16 protein-coding genes are annotated in these 17,749 nt (G+C 66.6%); 7 read left to right on the top strand and 9 right to left on the bottom strand.

Going from position 1 to position 17,749, the window contains the following annotated elements; translation table 11 throughout:
* Positions 1-32: 32 nt before the first annotated feature.
* Positions 33-512, bottom strand: a complete 480-nt coding sequence (locus tag CFB46_RS16685) for a YciI family protein (protein WP_089500532.1) — start codon at positions 510-512, stop codon at positions 33-35.
* A 160-nt stretch (positions 513-672) separates the two neighbouring features.
* A complete protein-coding gene (locus tag CFB46_RS16680; RefSeq protein ID WP_089500531.1) occupies positions 673-2,439 on the bottom strand; it encodes an ATP-binding protein in 1,767 nt (588 codons plus the stop codon).
* A gap of 155 nt (positions 2,440-2,594) precedes the next feature.
* On the opposite strand from CFB46_RS16680, the gene CFB46_RS16675 reads away from it, so the two are divergent.
* On the top strand, positions 2,595-2,825 hold the full coding sequence (locus tag CFB46_RS16675) for a hypothetical protein (protein WP_011547073.1): 231 nt from the start codon (positions 2,595-2,597) through the stop codon (positions 2,823-2,825).
* A gap of 51 nt (positions 2,826-2,876) precedes the next feature.
* On the opposite strand, the gene CFB46_RS16670 is transcribed toward CFB46_RS16675, so the two are convergent.
* The 4 genes from CFB46_RS16670 to CFB46_RS16655 all read right to left on the bottom strand — a co-directional run bounded on the left by CFB46_RS16670 (position 2,877) and on the right by CFB46_RS16655 (position 6,458).
* The gene (locus CFB46_RS16670) at positions 2,877-3,011 is read right to left on the bottom strand and encodes a hypothetical protein (RefSeq protein ID WP_256980665.1); all 135 of its coding nucleotides are present in this window, start codon (positions 3,009-3,011) and stop codon (positions 2,877-2,879) included.
* A gap of 151 nt (positions 3,012-3,162) precedes the next feature.
* The gene (locus CFB46_RS16665; protein ID WP_089500530.1) at positions 3,163-4,587 is read right to left on the bottom strand and encodes an MFS transporter; all 1,425 of its coding nucleotides are present in this window, start codon (positions 4,585-4,587) and stop codon (positions 3,163-3,165) included.
* Positions 4,588-4,748: 161 nt separating this feature from the next.
* Complete coding sequence (locus CFB46_RS16660; protein ID WP_027781349.1) at positions 4,749-5,510, bottom strand: ABC transporter permease; 762 nt, start codon at positions 5,508-5,510, stop codon at positions 4,749-4,751.
* A 3-nt stretch (positions 5,511-5,513) separates the two neighbouring features.
* Complete coding sequence (locus CFB46_RS16655; RefSeq protein WP_027781348.1) at positions 5,514-6,458, bottom strand: ABC transporter ATP-binding protein; 945 nt, start codon at positions 6,456-6,458, stop codon at positions 5,514-5,516.
* Positions 6,459-6,882: 424 nt separating this feature from the next.
* Between CFB46_RS16655 and CFB46_RS16645 the strand changes: the two genes are divergently transcribed.
* The 6 genes from CFB46_RS16645 (at position 6,883) to CFB46_RS16620 (ending at position 13,642) form a co-directional block, all read left to right on the top strand.
* Positions 6,883-7,179 carry a cupin domain-containing protein gene (locus CFB46_RS16645; RefSeq protein ID WP_089500529.1) on the top strand — a complete coding sequence of 99 codons (297 nt, stop codon included), beginning with the start codon at positions 6,883-6,885 and terminating at the stop codon, positions 7,177-7,179.
* A gap of 643 nt (positions 7,180-7,822) precedes the next feature.
* Positions 7,823-9,439: a DUF2957 domain-containing protein gene (locus CFB46_RS16640; RefSeq protein ID WP_089500528.1), complete on the top strand. Its 1,617-nt coding sequence runs from the start codon at positions 7,823-7,825 to the stop codon at positions 9,437-9,439.
* 71 nt (positions 9,440-9,510) lie between these two features.
* Positions 9,511-10,764 carry a DUF2957 domain-containing protein gene (locus tag CFB46_RS16635; RefSeq protein WP_089500527.1) on the top strand — a complete coding sequence of 418 codons (1,254 nt, stop codon included), beginning with the start codon at positions 9,511-9,513 and terminating at the stop codon, positions 10,762-10,764.
* A 73-nt stretch (positions 10,765-10,837) separates the two neighbouring features.
* Complete coding sequence (locus CFB46_RS16630) at positions 10,838-11,662, top strand: OmpW/AlkL family protein (protein ID WP_027781344.1); 825 nt, start codon at positions 10,838-10,840, stop codon at positions 11,660-11,662.
* Positions 11,663-11,782: 120 nt separating this feature from the next.
* Complete coding sequence (locus tag CFB46_RS16625) at positions 11,783-12,286, top strand: hypothetical protein (RefSeq protein ID WP_027781343.1); 504 nt, start codon at positions 11,783-11,785, stop codon at positions 12,284-12,286.
* Positions 12,287-12,520: 234 nt separating this feature from the next.
* Entirely contained in the window at positions 12,521-13,642 is a 1,122-nt protein-coding gene (locus CFB46_RS16620; protein ID WP_089500526.1) for a hypothetical protein, read from the top strand.
* A gap of 74 nt (positions 13,643-13,716) precedes the next feature.
* Here the strand turns inward: CFB46_RS16620 and betA are convergent, their stop codons facing one another.
* From betA to CFB46_RS16605, 3 genes are all read right to left on the bottom strand, one after another.
* Entirely contained in the window at positions 13,717-15,417 is a 1,701-nt protein-coding gene (gene betA, locus CFB46_RS16615; protein WP_089500525.1) for a choline dehydrogenase, read from the bottom strand.
* A gap of 14 nt (positions 15,418-15,431) precedes the next feature.
* Positions 15,432-16,901, bottom strand: a complete 1,470-nt coding sequence (gene betB / locus CFB46_RS16610; protein WP_089500524.1) for a betaine-aldehyde dehydrogenase — start codon at positions 16,899-16,901, stop codon at positions 15,432-15,434.
* A gap of 287 nt (positions 16,902-17,188) precedes the next feature.
* The coding region (locus CFB46_RS16605) for an IS110 family transposase (protein WP_143751625.1) at positions 17,189-17,749 on the bottom strand (561 nt) is incomplete at its 5' end.

Here is a 17,749-nt window from a genome sequence, read left to right as displayed (position 1 = left end):
GACAAAACGATACGTTACTCGGTGGGGCTCCGTCAACCGGCGCGTTCGGGCACCTGCGGTTCGCGGCCGCGCGCCGGTCGTTCAGGGCTTCTGCCGCGCGTCGGCTCCGCACGCATCCGTGCTTCCTGTTCCTGCAGCTCGGGCGTGAATGCGTCGCCGAAATCCTCGATCTCGTACAACGGACGGATCTCGATGTCGGAGTCGCCAGGCATCGGGTTCGGGCAGCGCTTCACCCATTCGACGGCTTCCTCCATCGATTTCACTTGCCACAGCCAGTAGCCGGCGACGAGTTCGTTCGTTTCGGCGAACGGGCCGTCGATGACCGCGCGGTGCTTGCCGGAAAAGTGCACGCGCTTGCCGCGGCTGCTCGGGTGCAGCCCGTCGGCGGCGAGCAGGATGCCGGCTTTCGTCAGTTCCTCGTTGAACTGGCCCATCGCGGCCAGCATGTCGGTGTCGGGCAGGCGGCCGGATTCGGAATCGGCGGTGGCTTTGACGATGACCATGACGCGCATTGTCGTATCTCCTTGAACGGGAACAGGGCGCTTGCCGGCGGTGCGACGGCAAAACGATCGGTTACGACAATACGACGCGCGACGGCGACGCTAATCGACATCGCGGGCAAAAAAATTCAGCGGCGCTCGAAACGACGGAGGGCGCCGTAACGGCAACGCGTCATGCCGCGTCGGCCTGCGCATCGAGCACGCCGCGGATCCGGGCGGCGAGTTCGTCGCGCCGGTACGGCTTGCCGAGCAGCATCACGCCGGGGTCGAGCCGCCCCGCGTGGAAGATCTCGTCGCGCGTGTAGCCGGACGTGAACAGTACCGGCAACGGCGGCTTGCGCAGTGCGGCGCGGCGTCCGAGTTCGCTGCCCTTTACGCGGCCCGGCATGATCACGTCGGTAAACAGCAGATCGATCGGCGTCTCGCTGTCGAGCACGCGCAGCGCGGCTTCGCCGTCGGACGCCGTGATGACCGTGTAGCCGAGCTGAGCCAGCATGTCGACCACCGTCAGCCGGACATCCGCATCGTCCTCGACGACGAGGATCGTTTCGCGGCCGCGCACCGCATCCTGCTGCTGCGTGCGGGCAGGCTCGTCGGCCGCCTCGTGGCAGCGCGGAAACGTGAGGCGCACGGTGGTGCCCTGGCCGGGCGTGCTGTCGATCGACACGTGGCCGCCGCTCTGCTTGACGAAGCCGAACACCATGCTGAGCCCGAGCCCGGTGCCTTCGCCGTCCGGCTTGGTCGTGAAGAACGGTTCGAAGACGCGTTCGAGCACGTCGGCGGTCATGCCGATACCCGTGTCGGCGATCTCGAACGTCACGTATTCGCCGGGCGGCATCGGGGCGCGGCGCGTGCCGGCCGCGGGGCCGGGCTGCGTGCCGTTGTACGCGGCGATCGTCAGCGTGCCGCCGCCGCGCATCGCGTCGCGCGCATTGATCGCGAGGTTCAGCAGGGCGTTTTCGAGCTGGTGCCGGTCGGCCAGCACGTTGCCGACGTCGGGCGACAGCGCGGAGACGATCCGCACCGTCTCGCCGAGCGCGTGGTGCAGCATCTCGTTCATGCCGTCGATCAGCCGGCACGGGTTCAGCGTGGTCGGAGCAAGCGGCTGGCGTCGCGCGAACGCGAGCAGGTGCGACGCCAGTTGCGCGCCGCGCCGCACGGCGTTGTTCGCGTTCTCGATCCGCGGCTGCGCGCTGGCATGCGCGCCGAGTTCGACGGAGAGGATCTGCAGGTTGCCGCTGATCACCTGCAGCACGTTGTTGAAGTCGTGCGCGATGCCGCCGGTCAGGCTGCCGATCGCTTCCATCTTCTGCGCGTGACGCAACTGTTCCTCGATCGCCGCGCGCTCGGCGATCGCGTCGGTCACGCGCTGTTCGAGCGTTTCGGTCAGGTCGCGCAACTCGGCATTGGATGCCTGCAGCGCGGCTTCCGCACGATCGCGGTGGCGCGTGGCGAGCACGCGCTCGGTGGTCTCGACCACGACGGCGAGCACGCCGCCCGGCGCGCCGTCGTCGTCGGGCAGCGGGCTGTAGTGCAGATCCATCCAGACGTCTTCGGGGCGGCCGCTGCGCAGCAGCACGAGGGCCTTGTCGCGATAGGACAGTGTGCCGCCGGCGAGGCAGGTATTCATCACGTTGCGGTTGAAATCGGCGACTTCGGGCCAGCCGAGTTCGACCGGCTGACCGAGCAGATACGGATGGCGGCCGCCGGCGAACCCGGCATACGCGTCGTTGTAGATCATGTAGCCGGGGCGGCCCCACAGCATCACCAGCGGCAGCGGCGAGGCGAGCACGGTGCGGACTGCCGCGACGAGGCTGGCGGACCAGCCGTCGATCGGGCCCAGCCCGGTGGCCGACCAGTCGAATGCGGTAATGCGGCGGGCCATGTCGCCCTGCCAGCCGGGGCAAGCGTGATGCTGCGCGAACAACTCGACATGCATGGAAGCGCTCCGATGAGGACATGCGGCCGCGGGCGGTGCGGCAGGTCGCGTAAGCGGGTTCCATTTTAGAGCAGATCGATTCGCGCGACCGCTGTCACGGAGCGCGTCGGCAAAGCTGGTATGCTGATCCGCGTCACGTGTACGCGGAGGGCGCCATGGCTGCTAAGGAAGTCTCGAAGAAGAAGTACCTGAAAATCCTGAACAAACGCCTGCGTGCGGAGCCGGCGGCTCCGGCCGGCGCGTCGTTCGTGTTTTTCCCGCTGGGTGCGAAGGCCAAGCACGCGACGGGCGTCGTGTCCGGCGACGCGCGCAGCAAGCGCGAACTGGCCGTAATGGCCGCGGTCCAGCGCAAGGCGGCCGAAGAGTTCGTCGTCGCCGACGCCTGACCGGCCGAGGCCGCACGCTGCCGCACGCTGCCGGATGACCGCCGCCGCGGCTTACGCGGCGGCGGCTTCGCAATGGGCGATCGCACCGGCGAGCACGCGCGGAATGTCGTGCGCGATCGCCGGGCCGTGCATCGGCAGGATGATGTCGAGATCGAGCGCCTGGATCCGGCGCAGCGCGCTCGCCATGTGCGCGAGCGACGGCAGGTAGTCCGCGCGCGAACCGTCGATCCAGACTAGCAGCGTCCACCGGATGCGAAGCCGGTCGGTTCATGCAACGGGCCGGGCACGGCGCTGAACGCCCACCAGGCCCGAAACGGGCTCGAAGCCCGCCCGGCGATCAGGACGCCTCGTCCGCCGCCGCCGCCGGATACCGTCCGCTGCCGCCCGCGTCGTCGCCTGCCGCCAGTTGCTCCAGCGCGAGCCCTTTCGTCTCGATCCCGAGGGTCCACACGGCGATGGCCGCCGCGACGAACGACAGCGCGCCGAGCGTGAACACGCCGCCCTGGCCGAACACCGGCAACACGACGCCGACCACGTAAGGCCCGATCAGCGAGCCGACGCGACCGATCGCCGACGCGAAGCCCGAACCGGTCGCGCGTGCGCCGGTGCCGTACAGCTCGGGCGTGTACGTGTACAGCGCCGCCCACATCCCGAACAGGAAGAACTGCATCGCGAGGCCCGTGACGATCAGCAGCGTCGTGCTGCCGCCGTACAGCGCGCTCTGGCCGTATGCGTACGCCATCGCGCCGCCGCCGATCAGCGACGCGATGCAGGTCGGCTTGCGACCCCAGCGTTCGACGAGCCACGCGGCGCACAGGAAGCCCGGCACGCCGCCGAGCGAGATCAGCACCGTGTAGAACACCGATTTCGTGACTTCGAAGCCGGCCTGCTGCAGCAGCGCGCCGAGCCACGACGTGAGGCCGTAGAAGCCGAGCAGCGCGAAGAACCACAGCAGCCACACCATCACCGTGCGGCGGCGGTACACGCCGCTCCAGATCTCGCGCAGCGCGCCGCGACCACGGGCGGCGGCCGGCTCGGCGAGCCGCGACGGCGGCGGCAGCGTCGCGACGCCGGCCGAGCGCATCACCTTTGCCTCGATCGCGTGCATCACCGTGTCGGCTTCCGCGTGCCGGCCCGCATGTTCGAGCCAGCGCGGCGATTCCGGCACGATACGCCGCACGACGAGCACGAACACGGCCGGAATCGCGAGCAGCGCGAACACGGTGCGCCAGCCGAATTGCGGCAGCACGAAATACGCGACGATGCCGGCCGTGATGAAGCCGAGCGGCCAGAAGCCGTCCATCAGCGCGATCAGGCGGCCGCGCTTCTCGGCCGGCACGAATTCGGACAGCAGCGTCTGCGCGACCGGAAACTCCATTCCCATCCCGATGCCGAGCAGCACGCGGTAGACGATCAGCGCGTCGACGCTCTGCGCGGTCGAGCACAGGTACGACGCGGCGCCCCACAGCACCATGCTCCACTGGAATACGGGCCGGCGGCCGAAGCGGTCGGCGAGCAGGCCGGCGACGGCCGCGCCGAGCACCATCCCGAAGAAGCTCGCGCTCGCGACGAGGCCGGCGGCCGCGGTCGACAGCCCGAACTCCTTGCGGATCGAGCCGAGCACGAACGTCATCGTGCCGAGATCGACCGAATCGAAGAAGAACGCGATCGCGATGATGAAGAAGATCCGCTTGTGATAGCCGGAGAACGGCAGGCGTTCGAGCCGGGCGGCGGCGGAGGCGGGAGCGGTGGCGGCGGGCATGGCGTCCTCTGAAATGAAAAAGGGGCCGCGCAGCGCATGCTCCAGGGCCCCGATGCTTCGTATTCAGTAGACGCGACCACAAACTGCCGCATCAGAGGAAAAACGCCGCCTGCTTGCCCAAATGCGTCATCGGCGGGCGGCGCGCGTGACGCCGGCCGGCGTCAATTCTTCAGTTTGTAGCCGGTGCGGAACATCCACGCGACGATCGCGAGCAGGATCACGAGGAACAGCGCGGTCGCGGCGAGGCTGATCCACACGTGCACGTCGGCGATCCCGTAGAACGACCAGCGAAAGCCGCTGATCAGGTAGACGATCGGATTGAACAGCGTGATCACGCGCCACGCGGGCGGCAGCATGTCGACCGAGTAGAAACTGCCGCCGAGGAACGTGAGCGGCGTGATGATCAACAGCGGTACGAGCTGCAGTTTCTCGAAGCTGTCGGCCCAGATGCCGATCACGAAGCCGAACAGGCTGAACGTGATGGCCGTCAGCACGAGGAACAGCACCATCCAGAACGGATGCAGGATGTGCAGCGGCACGAACAGGCCGGCCGTGGCGAGGATGATCACGCCGAGCAGGATCGACTTCGACGCGGCCGCGCCGACGTACGCGATCACGATTTCCCAGTAAGACACGGGCGCGGACAGGATCTCGTAGATCGTACCCGTGAAGCGCGGGAAGTAGATGCCGAACGACGCGTTCGAGATGCTCTGCGACAGCAGCGACAGCATCACGAGGCCCGGCACGATGAACGACCCGTAGCCGATGCCGTTCACGTCGCTGATGCGCGAGCCGATCGCCGAGCCGAACACGACGAAATACAGCGACGTCGAGATCACCGGCGCGATGATGCTCTGCATCAGCGTGCGGCGCGTGCGGGCCATTTCTGCGCGGTAGATCGCGCGGATTCCATGCCAGTTCATGCGTCAGGCTCCTTGCACGCCGTTGCGGCGGTTGTCGATTAGGCTGACGAAAATGTCTTCCAGCGAGCTCTGCGTCGTGTGCAGGTCGCGAAAGCCGATGCCGGCCGAGCCGAGCGCATTGATGAGCTTCGCGATGCTCGCGTCGTCGCGCTGCGAGTCGTACGTATAGACGAGCGCGGCGCCGTCTTCCGCGCGTTCGAGCCCGAACGGCGCGAGCGCGGGCGGCACGTCCGCGAGCGGCTGTTCGAGCTGCACGGTGAGCTGTTTCTTGCCGAGCTTGCGCATCAGTTCGCGCTTTTCCTCGACGAGCACGAGCTCGCCGCCGAGGATGATGCCGATCCGGTCGGCCATCTCCTCGGCTTCCTCGATGTAGTGCGTGGTCAGCAGGATCGTCACGCCGCTTTCGCGCAGCGAATCGACGAGCTTCCACATGTCGCGGCGCAGCTCGACGTCGACGCCGGCCGTCGGTTCGTCGAGGAACAGGATGCGCGGCTCGTGCGACAGCGCCTTCGCGATCATCACGCGGCGCTTCATGCCGCCCGACAGTGTCATCAGCTTGTTGTCGCGCTTGTCCCACAGCGACAGCGCCTTCAGCGTCTTCTCGATGTACGCGGGATCGGGCGCCTTGCCGAACAGGCCGCGGCTGAACGACACGGTGGCCCAGACGGTTTCGAATGCGTCGGTGGTCAGCTCCTGCGGCACGAGGCCGATCATTTCGCGGGCCGCGCGGTATTGATCGCGGATGTCGTGGCCGCCGACCGTCACGCGGCCTTCGGTCGGCGTGACGATGCCGCAGATCGAGCCGATCAGCGTCGTCTTGCCGGCGCCGTTCGGCCCGAGCAGCGCGAAGATCTCGCCGGGGCGGATGTCGAGGGTCACGTGCTTCAGCGCCTGGAAGCCGGACGCGTAAGTCTTGGAGAGGTCGGAGACGGAAAGGATCGGTTGCATGCTCACGGATGGCACGGCCGCCCGGCGCGACGGCGGGCGCCGCGCGTGCCCGGCGCCGCCGCCGCTGCGAAGCGGCCGGGACCGGGGACGGCATGGCGAACGGGCGTCATGTCGAACGGTATTGTGGTGCGGGATCGCGGGACCGCCATATTAGCAATCGGCAGATCGAAATGCATTCTGGTGGAAAGGCCGGGCAGTGTCGGTGCCGGATTTGCGTGAATTGCCGTGATATCGCTCAATGACTCGGTGTTTTATTTAAGTGACGCGAATAATCCGGCTTGTTTTGCGCGAACCGGGCAGCGGCCGCGTGGCCGCCCGACGGGCCGGCCGACTGTGCTGTCCGCCGGCCGTCGCGCCGTACCGGGACGGCACGCGTGGCGCTCGCGATAATGCGTTCCTTTCACGATGATACGGAGCGGAGCGCATGTCCTTGATCGATTTCAAATCCGTGGCGGACGCGCAGGCTAGCGCATGGAAATCCACGATCGTCGGCGAAGTGGGGCCGGCCCGGATCAAGGTGCTGCGCATGGATGCGCAGCCTTACGAAGCGGAAGTGCACGACTACGACGAGGGGCTGCTGGTGCTCGACGGCACGCTGATGCTCGAGGTCGACGCGGAAACGGTCGTGGTCGGGGCCGGGCAGATGTACCTCGCGCGCGCCGGCACGCGCCACGCGGTGCTGCCCGGCAGCCACGGCACGCTCGCGATCATCGACGTGTAAGGTTGCGGCGCAACATGCGTGGGGGCCGCTGAAGGCCGGCCGGCTTGGCTCGGCGCGGATTGGCGGTCGACGTTCAAACGCGTGTTCCACGGCCGGGGTATTTGTCTGAGCAAATAAAATGAAGGCTGTTTGAAAAACTGTCAAATACCGTGCAAACGCTAGGATCGCGCGGGTTCATTCGTTTGGAACTCTGCATCCATTTACTTGTGGGAATGGTCCGATCATAGTCTCGACAAACGACGCATCACGATAACGAATCAAGCGTACGTATGGAGACCACACCATGAGACGCCTATCCGCGGGGCCAGCGGGACTGCCGTTTTCCGATTTTTCGCTGAATGCAGGCGCGACGCAGGTCGCGTGGCTGCATCGTCACCTCGCCGTGTAGCGGCAAGCCGTAGCGGCGAGCCGTAGCGGCAAGCCACTTTCCGTTTCGATCGTTCCGCCGGCGCCGTGCCGCATGACGGCGCCGCGGGAGCGCGCTCGTCTGCCGCCGCGGCGTGTGCCGCATGTGCCCGATCGGCATCGCGGCCGTCTTGCGTGCATCGTCATGCGCCGCGCCTTCGTGCGCCGGCGCGATACCAACCGGCGGGCCATGCAGCCTGGCCGGACGAGACTTGTCGTACCTGAAAAGGAGGGGTTGATGATTTGCATTCCTGAATGGCGGAAAGCGATCCTGTCGTGCGCGGTGCTGGCGCTGCCGTTGCTCGTCGCCGGTTGCGGCGGCGGCGACGATCCGGGGCCGATCAACGTGCCGCAGTGCTCGGGCAGCGCATGCGGGCCGAGCGGCGCGGAAACGACGCCGCCGGTGGTGACGAAGCTGTGTCCGGATTCGCTCGACTACACGACAACCTACACCGGCGGTGCGGGTAGCGGCGAATACGTGAAGGTGAAATTCGACACGACGAAGCTTACCTATCAAATGCAGTTCATCGAATCGTCGGTGCCGACCTCGGCGGGGCAAGTCAACAATACGCGCGCGGGCCTGACGATCAGCGGCGCGTTCCATCATCCGACCAATCTTCCGACCGCCGAGCAGAACCGCTGCGCGTTCGTGCTCGACAGCGGCGCGACGAGCGACGGCGCGTATTCGGTGACGATCAAGCGCACCGATCCGCCGATGCTGTTCGTCGGCAACGGGGTTGTCGGCGGCGGGATTCCGGGGGCGACGATTGCGTTCGCCGGCCTCGAGCCGTTCCCGGGCGTCGTGCTCGGCGTGGTGCCGTCGCGTACCTTCGATTTCTATCCGTTCATTGGCTTTACCGACACGGAAACCGACTTCACGAAGGTCGCGGGCAACTACAACGAACTCGGTATCCATCTGTCGCCCGTCGGCGGCAACGCGCAGAGCAGCACGGGGGCGGTCGGGTGGCAACCCGATGTCGTCAACTGGAACCAGACGTTCAATGCCGACGGCTCGTGCACCATCACGGCAGGCAGCGACTACTCGTGCCAGACAACCGGGGCGCCGTGGGCGTTGCGCAAGAATGCGGATGGGTCGGCCGACAACGTGTTCGTGAGCAACGCGGTGGCGAACCAGTTCGGCACGGTCGTGTATCCGTTCGCGGGGCAGGGCTCGGCGATCGTGATTGCGGCGCCCAGCCAGGCGAAGGGCATCATGATCGTCGGCAAGCTGAACGGCGTGCTGGTCCCGGTCGTGATTCGTGTGGGCTACACGCATATCGATGCGAGTGACCTGCTCGCGTCGGTTGCCGATGCCGAAGTGGGGATCTCGATGCTTTCCCGGACCGCCGCCGTCGCGGCAAATTCTCTGAAAGGCGGCTTCATCGGCGCAACGAGCGCATCCGCGTGCGGTGTCGTGGCACCCAGCACCGCGACGTTCGCGATCGCGACTTCGGGCCCGAGCTTCAACAACAACGTGCCGCATCCGGATCTGCCCGGCAGCTTCGACGGCACCTTCTTCCTGGCGCAGGCAGGCAGCTGCAACGACGGCACCGCGGTATCGACGCTCGCCGCCAACTACACGTCGACGCTGTTCCAGGGCAATACCGCGGCATTCATCGACCCACAGACGTCGTCGGTGACCTCGCAGTTTGCGCTCGACTATACGCAGGCCACGCCCGGCAAGATCAAGGTGTCCGCCACGCAGGACTTCAACGCGAAGGGCGCGACCGGCAACGTGGCGATCTTCAGCAAAGGCGACACGGGCTGGCTCGTGACGGCCGGCAACGTCTACGCGATGGTCGTCAACAACAACAAGGTCAACCCGTTCTTCACGGTCGGCGCGTTCGTCCAGTAACGACGTACTGAACACGGAACACCGGCGGCGCATGCGTCGCCGCCGGCGAATCGATATTCAAGAGGATTCCTATGAATGTGAAGAAATGGATGGCCGCGGCGTCGCTCGCGCCCGTGCTCGCCGCATGCGGCGGCGACGGCGACCCGCCGCCCGCGCCGGTGGCCCGGCTGTGCCCGCAGACGATCGACTACAACACGGTGTTCATCGGCGGCTCCGGGTCGGGCGAGCTCGTGAAAGTGCAGCTCGACACGACGAAGATGACGTACCGGATGACCTACCTCGCGTCGCCGGTGCCGACCGCCACGGGTACCGTGCAGCCGACCCGCGACACAGCTCCCGCGAACGTGGTCGACGGCACGCTGGCGGACGAAACGGGGCTGCCGACGGTGAAGCTGAACCAGTGCACGTTCCGGATGCAGAACGCGAGCCTCGACCCGAGCCGGCCCGCGCGGCTGTTCCTCGGCGAAGGCGTGCTGGGCGGCGCGATTCCCGGAGCGACGATCCAGTTCGACGGCGTGATCGGCGTCGGCAAGATCCCGAAGACGACGTTCCCGTACTACCCGTTCATCAGCTTCTCGTCGCTGGAAACCGACCTGACGAAAATCGCCGGCACGTACAACCAGCTCGGCTATCACCAGGTGCCGTCGCAGAACTTCCAGCCGGTGGCGCTCGACCAGAAGGTGACGATCAACGCGGACGGCAGCTACGTCGAGACCGACAACTTCGGCAAGAAGAACGGCGGGCAGCCGCTTGCATCGAGCGCAACCGTGAACCAGCCGTTCACGCTGCGCCCGGATGCGCCGGCATTCCAGTCGCTCAACTACCAGCCGCAGATTCCGCCGACGCTCGCCGCGCTCGATCCGGCGAAGGCCGGCAAGGGAATCCTGATCGTCGGCAAGCTGCGCAACCAGCTCGTGCCGATCTTCATCCGCACCGGCGCCGCGAACGCGGACCTCACGCAAGGGCCGCCGAGCGCGGACGACGAATCGGGTATTTCGATCCTGAGTCCGCAAGCAGCGATCGCGCAGGGCTCGCAGAACGGCGAGTACACGGGCGTCGACAGCGCGTTCAACTACCGCGCGACCGCGCTGATCGGCGCGCAGGCCACGCTGCTCGATCCGTTCAACGCGTCGCAGGCCGCGCTCGCGCGCGCGCTGAACCTCGACTACACGCAAAAGGTGCCGGGCGTCGTCACGACCGTGCATGCGGATGCGGCGTCGGGGCCGGCGACCGGCAAGTTCGTGTTCACCGGCGGCGTGTTCGGGTTCCTCGACATGACCGATACGAGCAATCCGTACTTCACGGTCGGTGCGTTCGTGCAGTGACCGCGCGTGGATGGAGACACGGCGGCGCCGCGCGCAGATGCGCGGCGCCCGGACAGAATGAGGGGGAGACTTCATGAAGAAGCTGATCATCGCGGGTGTCGTCGCAGGCGTGTCGACGCTCGCATCGGCCCAGCAGGCGGGCGACAACGTCGCGACGCTCGGATGGCTGCACATCATGCCGCAGGATTCGACCAACGGGCTGACGACGAATCTCGCAGGCATGCCGATCAACGGGCCGCTGCGCCTGCCCGGGTCGTTCACGTCGCCGGGCACGAGCCTGACGGTCAACAATGCCGATACGGTCGGCCTCACGCTTACGCACTTCTTCACCGACCACATCGCGGTCACGTCGGTGCTCGGGATTCCGCCCGAGTTCACGCTGACGGGCCACGGCGTGATCCGGCCGCCCGGGCCGGCCGGTGCGCTCGGCGACGTCAACATGGACAAGTCGGCGAACCAGCCGGCCGTGAAGAACGCGCGGCAGTGGAGTCCGACGATCATTCTGCAGTACTACTTCAACTCGTCGACCGCGCGGTTTCGCCCGTTCGTCGGGATCGGCGTGGCTTACAGCTGGTTCAGCAACATCGAGCTGAACGGCAACTTCGCGAAGGACATCAACGAGAACCTCGGCAGCGTGCTCGCCGCCGGCGCCGGCAAGCCGGGGGCGACGTCGGTGGAGGGCAAGGCGTCGTCGTCGTTTACGCCGGTCTACAACGTCGGCGCGAGCTACGCGATCAACAAGCACTGGGGGCTGACGGCGACGCTGACATACATGCCGCTGAAGACCTACTCGTCGCTGGTGATCAAGGCAGCCGACGGGTCGACGCTCGCGACCACGCGCACGCGGCTGAAGGCCGACCCGCTGATCACGTTCGTCGGGATCTCCTACAAGTTCTGAGCCGACCGGCGCGCATGACGTGTGCCGGCGGCTTCCTGCGACCGACTGGCCGGATCGTTCCGGCCGGACGGTCGCGTTCCTGGCGGCGTGCCGCCATTTGTGAAGAGAGGGGCAGTTCAAATGAGCATTCGCAAAATCGTATCGCTTGTTGCTGCAGTGGCTTTCACCGCGGTTTCGGCCGCGCCTGCTTTCGCAGTCACCGTTTCGCGCGCCGACGGGCAGCCGATGAACCCGAGCGGGGAGCCGTTCTCCGCGACGGGGATCACGGTCCTGGCCAAGGGGTCGATCAACGCGAGTTGTACCGCGACGTTCAACGGCACGATCACCGCGACCGGCATCGTCAACATCACGTCGACGACGTTCGCGGGCGGCGCCACGTGCGGCCTGATCAGCGGTAGCGCGAGCAGCGGGTCGCCGTGGACGGGCCAGGCCGACAGCACGACGCAACTGTCGATCAACAACGCGAAGGTCACCGTTTCGCTGCTCGGCACCTGCGGGCCGAGCAAGGTCGTGACGACGTGGAGCGATCCCAACTCATCGCTGACGTTCAACAACGCGGTGCTGACGCCGGACTGTACGGTCAGCGGCACGATCGGCACGTCGCCGAAGTTCCACGTGCAGTAAGCGTCGCGGATCGAAGCGGGGCGCCCGCCGTGTGCGAGGGCCGTGCGGTATGTGCGGCGGGCGTTCGCTTCCTCGATGCATTCGTTTTGTCGCGCGTATCGGCGCGACGGCGGGCTGGCCGCACATGTCGCGATCCGACGTGCGTGGCCTTGCAGGGCCGGCGCGGCATACCGCGCCACCCGATTCGACTGAAACAACGCCATTCCGATTGGCCAGAATACTCGCGGACGACCCATGCTTACCGATCCAGAAAAGTATGGCGATGCCAGCGGCGCGACGCCTGATCGGCTGCGCACGGCCGCGTGGCTGCAGTACCTGATCGAACATCTCGACGCTGCCGTCTGTGCGACGGCGGCGGTAGATGCCGGCGACACGACAATCGCCGCTTCACATTCGATACGCGTGCGTGCGGGCGCACGCCTGTCCCGCGAAGCGGCAGCGGCCCTTCACCGGCTCGCACCGTGGATCGCAACGGACGGCGGCGGCTGCGCATGCGACCCGGTCGATCCGCGCGGCGCATGCTCGCATGTGCCTTCCGCGCGGCAGCTTACCGAAGCCGAACGTTGCTGCCCTGGCTCGCGCGCGGTGTTCGACGCCGCACACGGCGTGATCGATGCGTGCGCATTCGATGATCCCGATGTCGGCTTGGCCGCGCTCGGGCGGATTGCCGGCGGTGTCGAATGCAGCGGCGGCGACGCGGGCACACGCATCGCGAACGAACATGACGGGCAGCGCGAGACGCCGCCTGCGAAGAACCTGAGAGAAAGACTGACCGCCGTCACGGCAACGAGTGGGGAAACGCCGGCCCGTCCCGGCGCCATCATCGACGCGGTCGTGCTGCGCGTGTGCGGCCCGCGTGACGACGCATCACGGATCGACGAGATGGCCGCGCTCGCGATGTTCTCGGCCGAGCTCGCGGCCGGCAACGGTGCTTCCGTTCACGCATACGGCGGCCAGCACAACCTCGTCGCGCGGGCGATCCGAAAGCATCGCGCCGATCTCGCGTCGGTGGACGGGCTGCTTGCTTCACTCGCCGTTTGCCGGCTCGATCAACTCGTCGGTGCAGGCAGCTTCTGGGCGTATTACCTTCTGGCGGGCATCGTGATTGCAGCACCGGATGTGGTGCAGGAAATCGCCCGTCGCTTTCATGGCGATACATGGCAGACGTGGCTCGGCGACGTGCTCGCACGGCCGGCGGTCAGCCGTTTCGGGCCGGAAGAGGATGTCGCATTCGACCGCCTGCGCGATGCGATGAGCCTGACGTCGCGGTGGAACCCGATCGTTCGCGCCAAGCGGATGCGGACGCGCGGCGTTTCGGCAACCCGGCCACGCAGCGCAGGCGGGAAGGCGCAATGAAAACGCGGCTCGTGGCGAGAACGCCGCGAGCCGCGAGGGGAGTATCGCGGCGCCCGTCGCGGGCGCCGGATCGATCAGACCGTCTCGGGTTGCCGCGCGGCCTTCGCGACGTTGCGCGCCAATGCGCCGTTCGCGACGAAGTACGGCACGTCGACACGTGCGAGCGGCGTGCGGCCGCGGATCTTGTCGGCGATCTTCTCGGCGATCATGATCGTCGGCGCGTTCAGGTTGCCGGTCGTGATGATCGGCATGATCGACGCATCGACGACGCGCAGCCCGTCGAGCCCGTGCACGCGGCCTTCTTCATCGACCACCGCCATGTCGTCGTAACCCATCTTGCACGAGCACGACGGATGGAACGCCGTTTCCGCGCGAGCACGCACGAACGCGTCGAGCTCCTTGTCGCTCTTGCAGTCGGCGCCCGGATTCAGCTCGCGGCCGCGATAGCGATCGAGCGCCGGCTGCCGCATGATTTCGCGCGTCGCACGGATCGCGTCGCGGAACTCGCGCCAGTCGAGCGCTTCGGCCATGTAGTTGAACAGGATGCTCGGATGGTCGTTCGGGTCGCGCGAGCGCAGCTTCACGCGGCCGCGGCTCGGCGAACGCATCGAGCCGACGTGCGCCTGGAAGCCGTGCATCTCGATCGCGTTCGAGCCGTTGTAGTTGATCGCCACCGGCAGGAAGTGATACTGGATGTTCGGCCACAGGTCGTCGTCGCGCGTGCGGATGAAGCCGCCCGCCTCGAAGTGATTGCTTGCGCCGAGGCCGGTGCCGTTCAGCACCCATTCGAGGCCGATCTTCGGCTGGTTCCACCACTTGAGCGCCGGATACAGCGAGACCGGCTCCTTGCACTCGTACTGGATGTACATCTCCAGGTGATCCTGAAGATTCTGGCCGACGCCGGGCAGGTCGAGCACGACGGGAATGTCGAGTTCCTTCAGCCACGCGCCGGGGCCGACGCCCGAGCGCTGCAGCAGTTGCGGCGACGCGATCGCGCCGCTGCACACGAGCACTTCGCGGCGTGCGTGCGCGGTCGCGCGCTCGCTGCCGCGCAGGTAGGTGACGCCCGACGCGCGTTTGCCGTCGAACAGGATGCGGTCGGCGAGCGCGTGCGTGACGATCTCGAGGTTCGACCGCACCTTCGCCTGGTCGAGATAGCCACGCGCGGTGCTCGCGCGGCGGCCCTTCGGCGTGACGGTACGGTCCATCGGGCCGAAGCCTTCCTGCTGATAACCGTTCAGGTCGTCCGTGCGCGGATAGCCGGCCTGCACGCCCGCATCGACCATCGCCTCGAACAGCGGGTTCACGCCCGGCTTGCTGGTGGTGACCGACACGGGGCCGCTACCGCCGTGATAGTCGTTCGGGCCGACGTCGCGCGTCTCGGCTTTCTTGAAGTACGGCAGGCAGTCGAGATACGTCCAGTTCTCGAGGCCCTTGTGCGTCGACCAGTTGTCGTAGTCGAGCGCGTTGCCGCGGATGTAGCACATCCCGTTGATCAGCGACGAGCCGCCGAGCCCCTTGCCGCGGCCGCACTCCATCCGGCGGTTGTCCATGTGCGGCTCGGGGTCGGTCTCGTACGCCCAGTTGTAACGGCGGCCCTGCAGCGGATAGGCGAGGGCGGCAGGCATCTGCGTGCGGAAGTCGAAGCGGTAGTCGGGGCCGCCCGCCTCGAGCAGCAGCACCGTGACGTCCGGATCTTCCGTCAGCCGCGTGGCGAGCACGTTGCCCGCGGAACCCGCGCCGCAGATGATGTAGTCGTATTCGCGTGTCGTCATGACGGTCAATCTCCTTAAAACACCGGGTTGTAGCGGCCGAGCTCGACCTGCACCGACTTGATTCGAGTGTAGTGCTCGAGCGTCGTGATGCCGTTCTCGCGCCCGACACCGGATTGCTTGTATCCGCCAACCGGCATTTCGGCCGGCGATTCGCCCCACGTGTTGATCCAGCAGATGCCGGCTTCGAGGCGATGGATCGTGCGGTGCGCGCGCGACAGGTTCTCGGTCACGACGCCGGCCGCGAGCCCGTAGTGCGTGTCGTTCGCGCGGGCGATCACTTCGTCCTCCGATTCGAAATCGAGGATGCTCATCACCGGCCCGAAGATTTCCTCGCGCACGATCTTCATGTCGTCGCGGCAATCGCCGAACACGGTCGGCGCGACGTACTGGCCGCTGCCGAAGTGGCCGTCGGTCAGGCGCGTGCCGCCCGCGAGCAGCTTCGCGCCCTCGGCCTTGCCGCTTTCGATGAAGCCGAGCACCTTGTCGAGCTGCGCGGCCGACACGAGCGGGCCGAAGTTGGTGTCGGCATCGGTCGGTTTGCCCACGCGAATGCGCTTCACGCGTTCGAGCACCTTCGTCGTGAACGCGTCCTTGATCGAGCGGTGGACGAACACGCGCGTCCCGTTGGTGCAGACCTGGCCCGAGCTGAAGAAGTTGGCGGTCACCGCGATGTCGGCCGCGCGGTCGAGGTCTGCATCGTCGAACACGATCAGCGGCGACTTGCCGCCGAGTTCCATCGTCACTTCCTTCAGCGACGATGCGCCGGCCAGCGACATCACCTTCTTGCCGGTTTCGACGCCGCCGGTGAACGACACCTTCGCGATGTCCGGGTGGCCGGTGAGCAGCGCGCCGACCGAGCCGTCGCCCTGCACGACGTTGAACACGCCGGCCGGCACGCCGGCTTCCGTATAGATTTCCGCGAGCTTCAGCGCGGTGAGCGGCGTGACTTCGCTCGGCTTGAACACCATCGCGTTGCCGGCCGCGAGCGCGGGTGCCGTTTTCCAGCAGGCGATCTGGATTGGATAATTCCATGCGCCGATGCCCGCGCACACGCCGAGCGGCTCACGGCGTGTGTACACGAACGACTCGGCGCGCAGCGGTACCTGCAGCCCTTCGATCGCGGTCGCGAGGCCCGCGTAGTACTCGATCACGTCCGCGCCGGTGACGATGTCGACCGCGAGCGTCTCGCCGATCGGCTTGCCGGTGTCGCGCGTCTCGATGGCCGCGAGTTCGTCGTTGCGCTCGCGCAGCAGGTCGACCGCGCGGCGCAGGATGCGCGAGCGCTGCATCGCGGTCATCGCCGCCCATTCGCGCTGGCCTTCCCGCGCGGACGCAACCGCGCGGTCGACGTCGGCCGCGCTCGCCTGCTGCACCTGCGCGAGCAGTTCGCCGGTGGCCGGATCGAAGGTGTCGAAAGTCTTGCCGCTCGTGGCGTCGACGTAACCGCCGCCGATGTAGAGGCGCTGCAAACCGAATACGGACATGAGGATCTATATGAACGCGTCCCGTTTGCAACAGTTTTCTCGTGTTTCGACGGACAGGATGGGCTGCAGCTCTATATCCGGCCTTGATGCAGCTGGTGCAGCCGCTGCGGGCCCCTATGAAATTCGCTGACTCGCGCCTCATTCTCCTGGCGAGCTCGAAGCCCGTCACCTCATACAGGTTTAGCGAGTCCCGGTCCTACCTGGCTTGTCATCACACTCGATTCCTGCGCAACCTTTCGACGTTCACCCTGTGTTAAACGTTGATTTTCTACCTCGCGTGGCCGATTTCAGGCTGGCTTCACGCTCACGTAGTCCTTCCGGTACGGCCGCTCATGGGCCAGTACCGCCCAGATCGTCCGTGCCATCTTGTTGGCCAGTGCCACGATCACTACATTTGCTGGCCGCCGCTTCTTCATCTGCTCGACCCATGGGCCCGGCTCTTTCGCATGGTTCAACACGCTTCGCGCGCCGTGAATCAACAGCGTGCGCAGATAGGTGTCGCCCCTCTTGCTGATGCCGTGCAAGTTCACCTTGCCGCCCGAGCCCGTCTGCTTCGGTACCAAACCTGCCCACGCGGCGAATTCGCGTCCTGAGCGAAACGCCTTCGCGTCGCCCATCATCGCCACTGCCGCCGTCGACGTCAGCAAGCCCACGCCGGGTATCTCGCTGATCGCCGCAACGGCCTTGTCTTCCTTCTTCCATTCGCGCATCCGACGTTCGATCTCGGCAATCTGCTCGTCGAGCCTCGCCAACCCGTTCCACTGTTCACGCAACGTATCGATCAGCGCTGCCGGCAGGCGCTGCTCGAGCCGGTCAAGCGCGATGGGTATTTCCTGGTCCAGCTTCGC

It is taken from the genome of Burkholderia sp. HI2761 (assembly GCF_002223355.1).
Lineage (GTDB): Bacteria > Pseudomonadota > Gammaproteobacteria > Burkholderiales > Burkholderiaceae > Burkholderia.
This window is presented reverse-complemented; position numbering and strand designations above follow the sequence as displayed.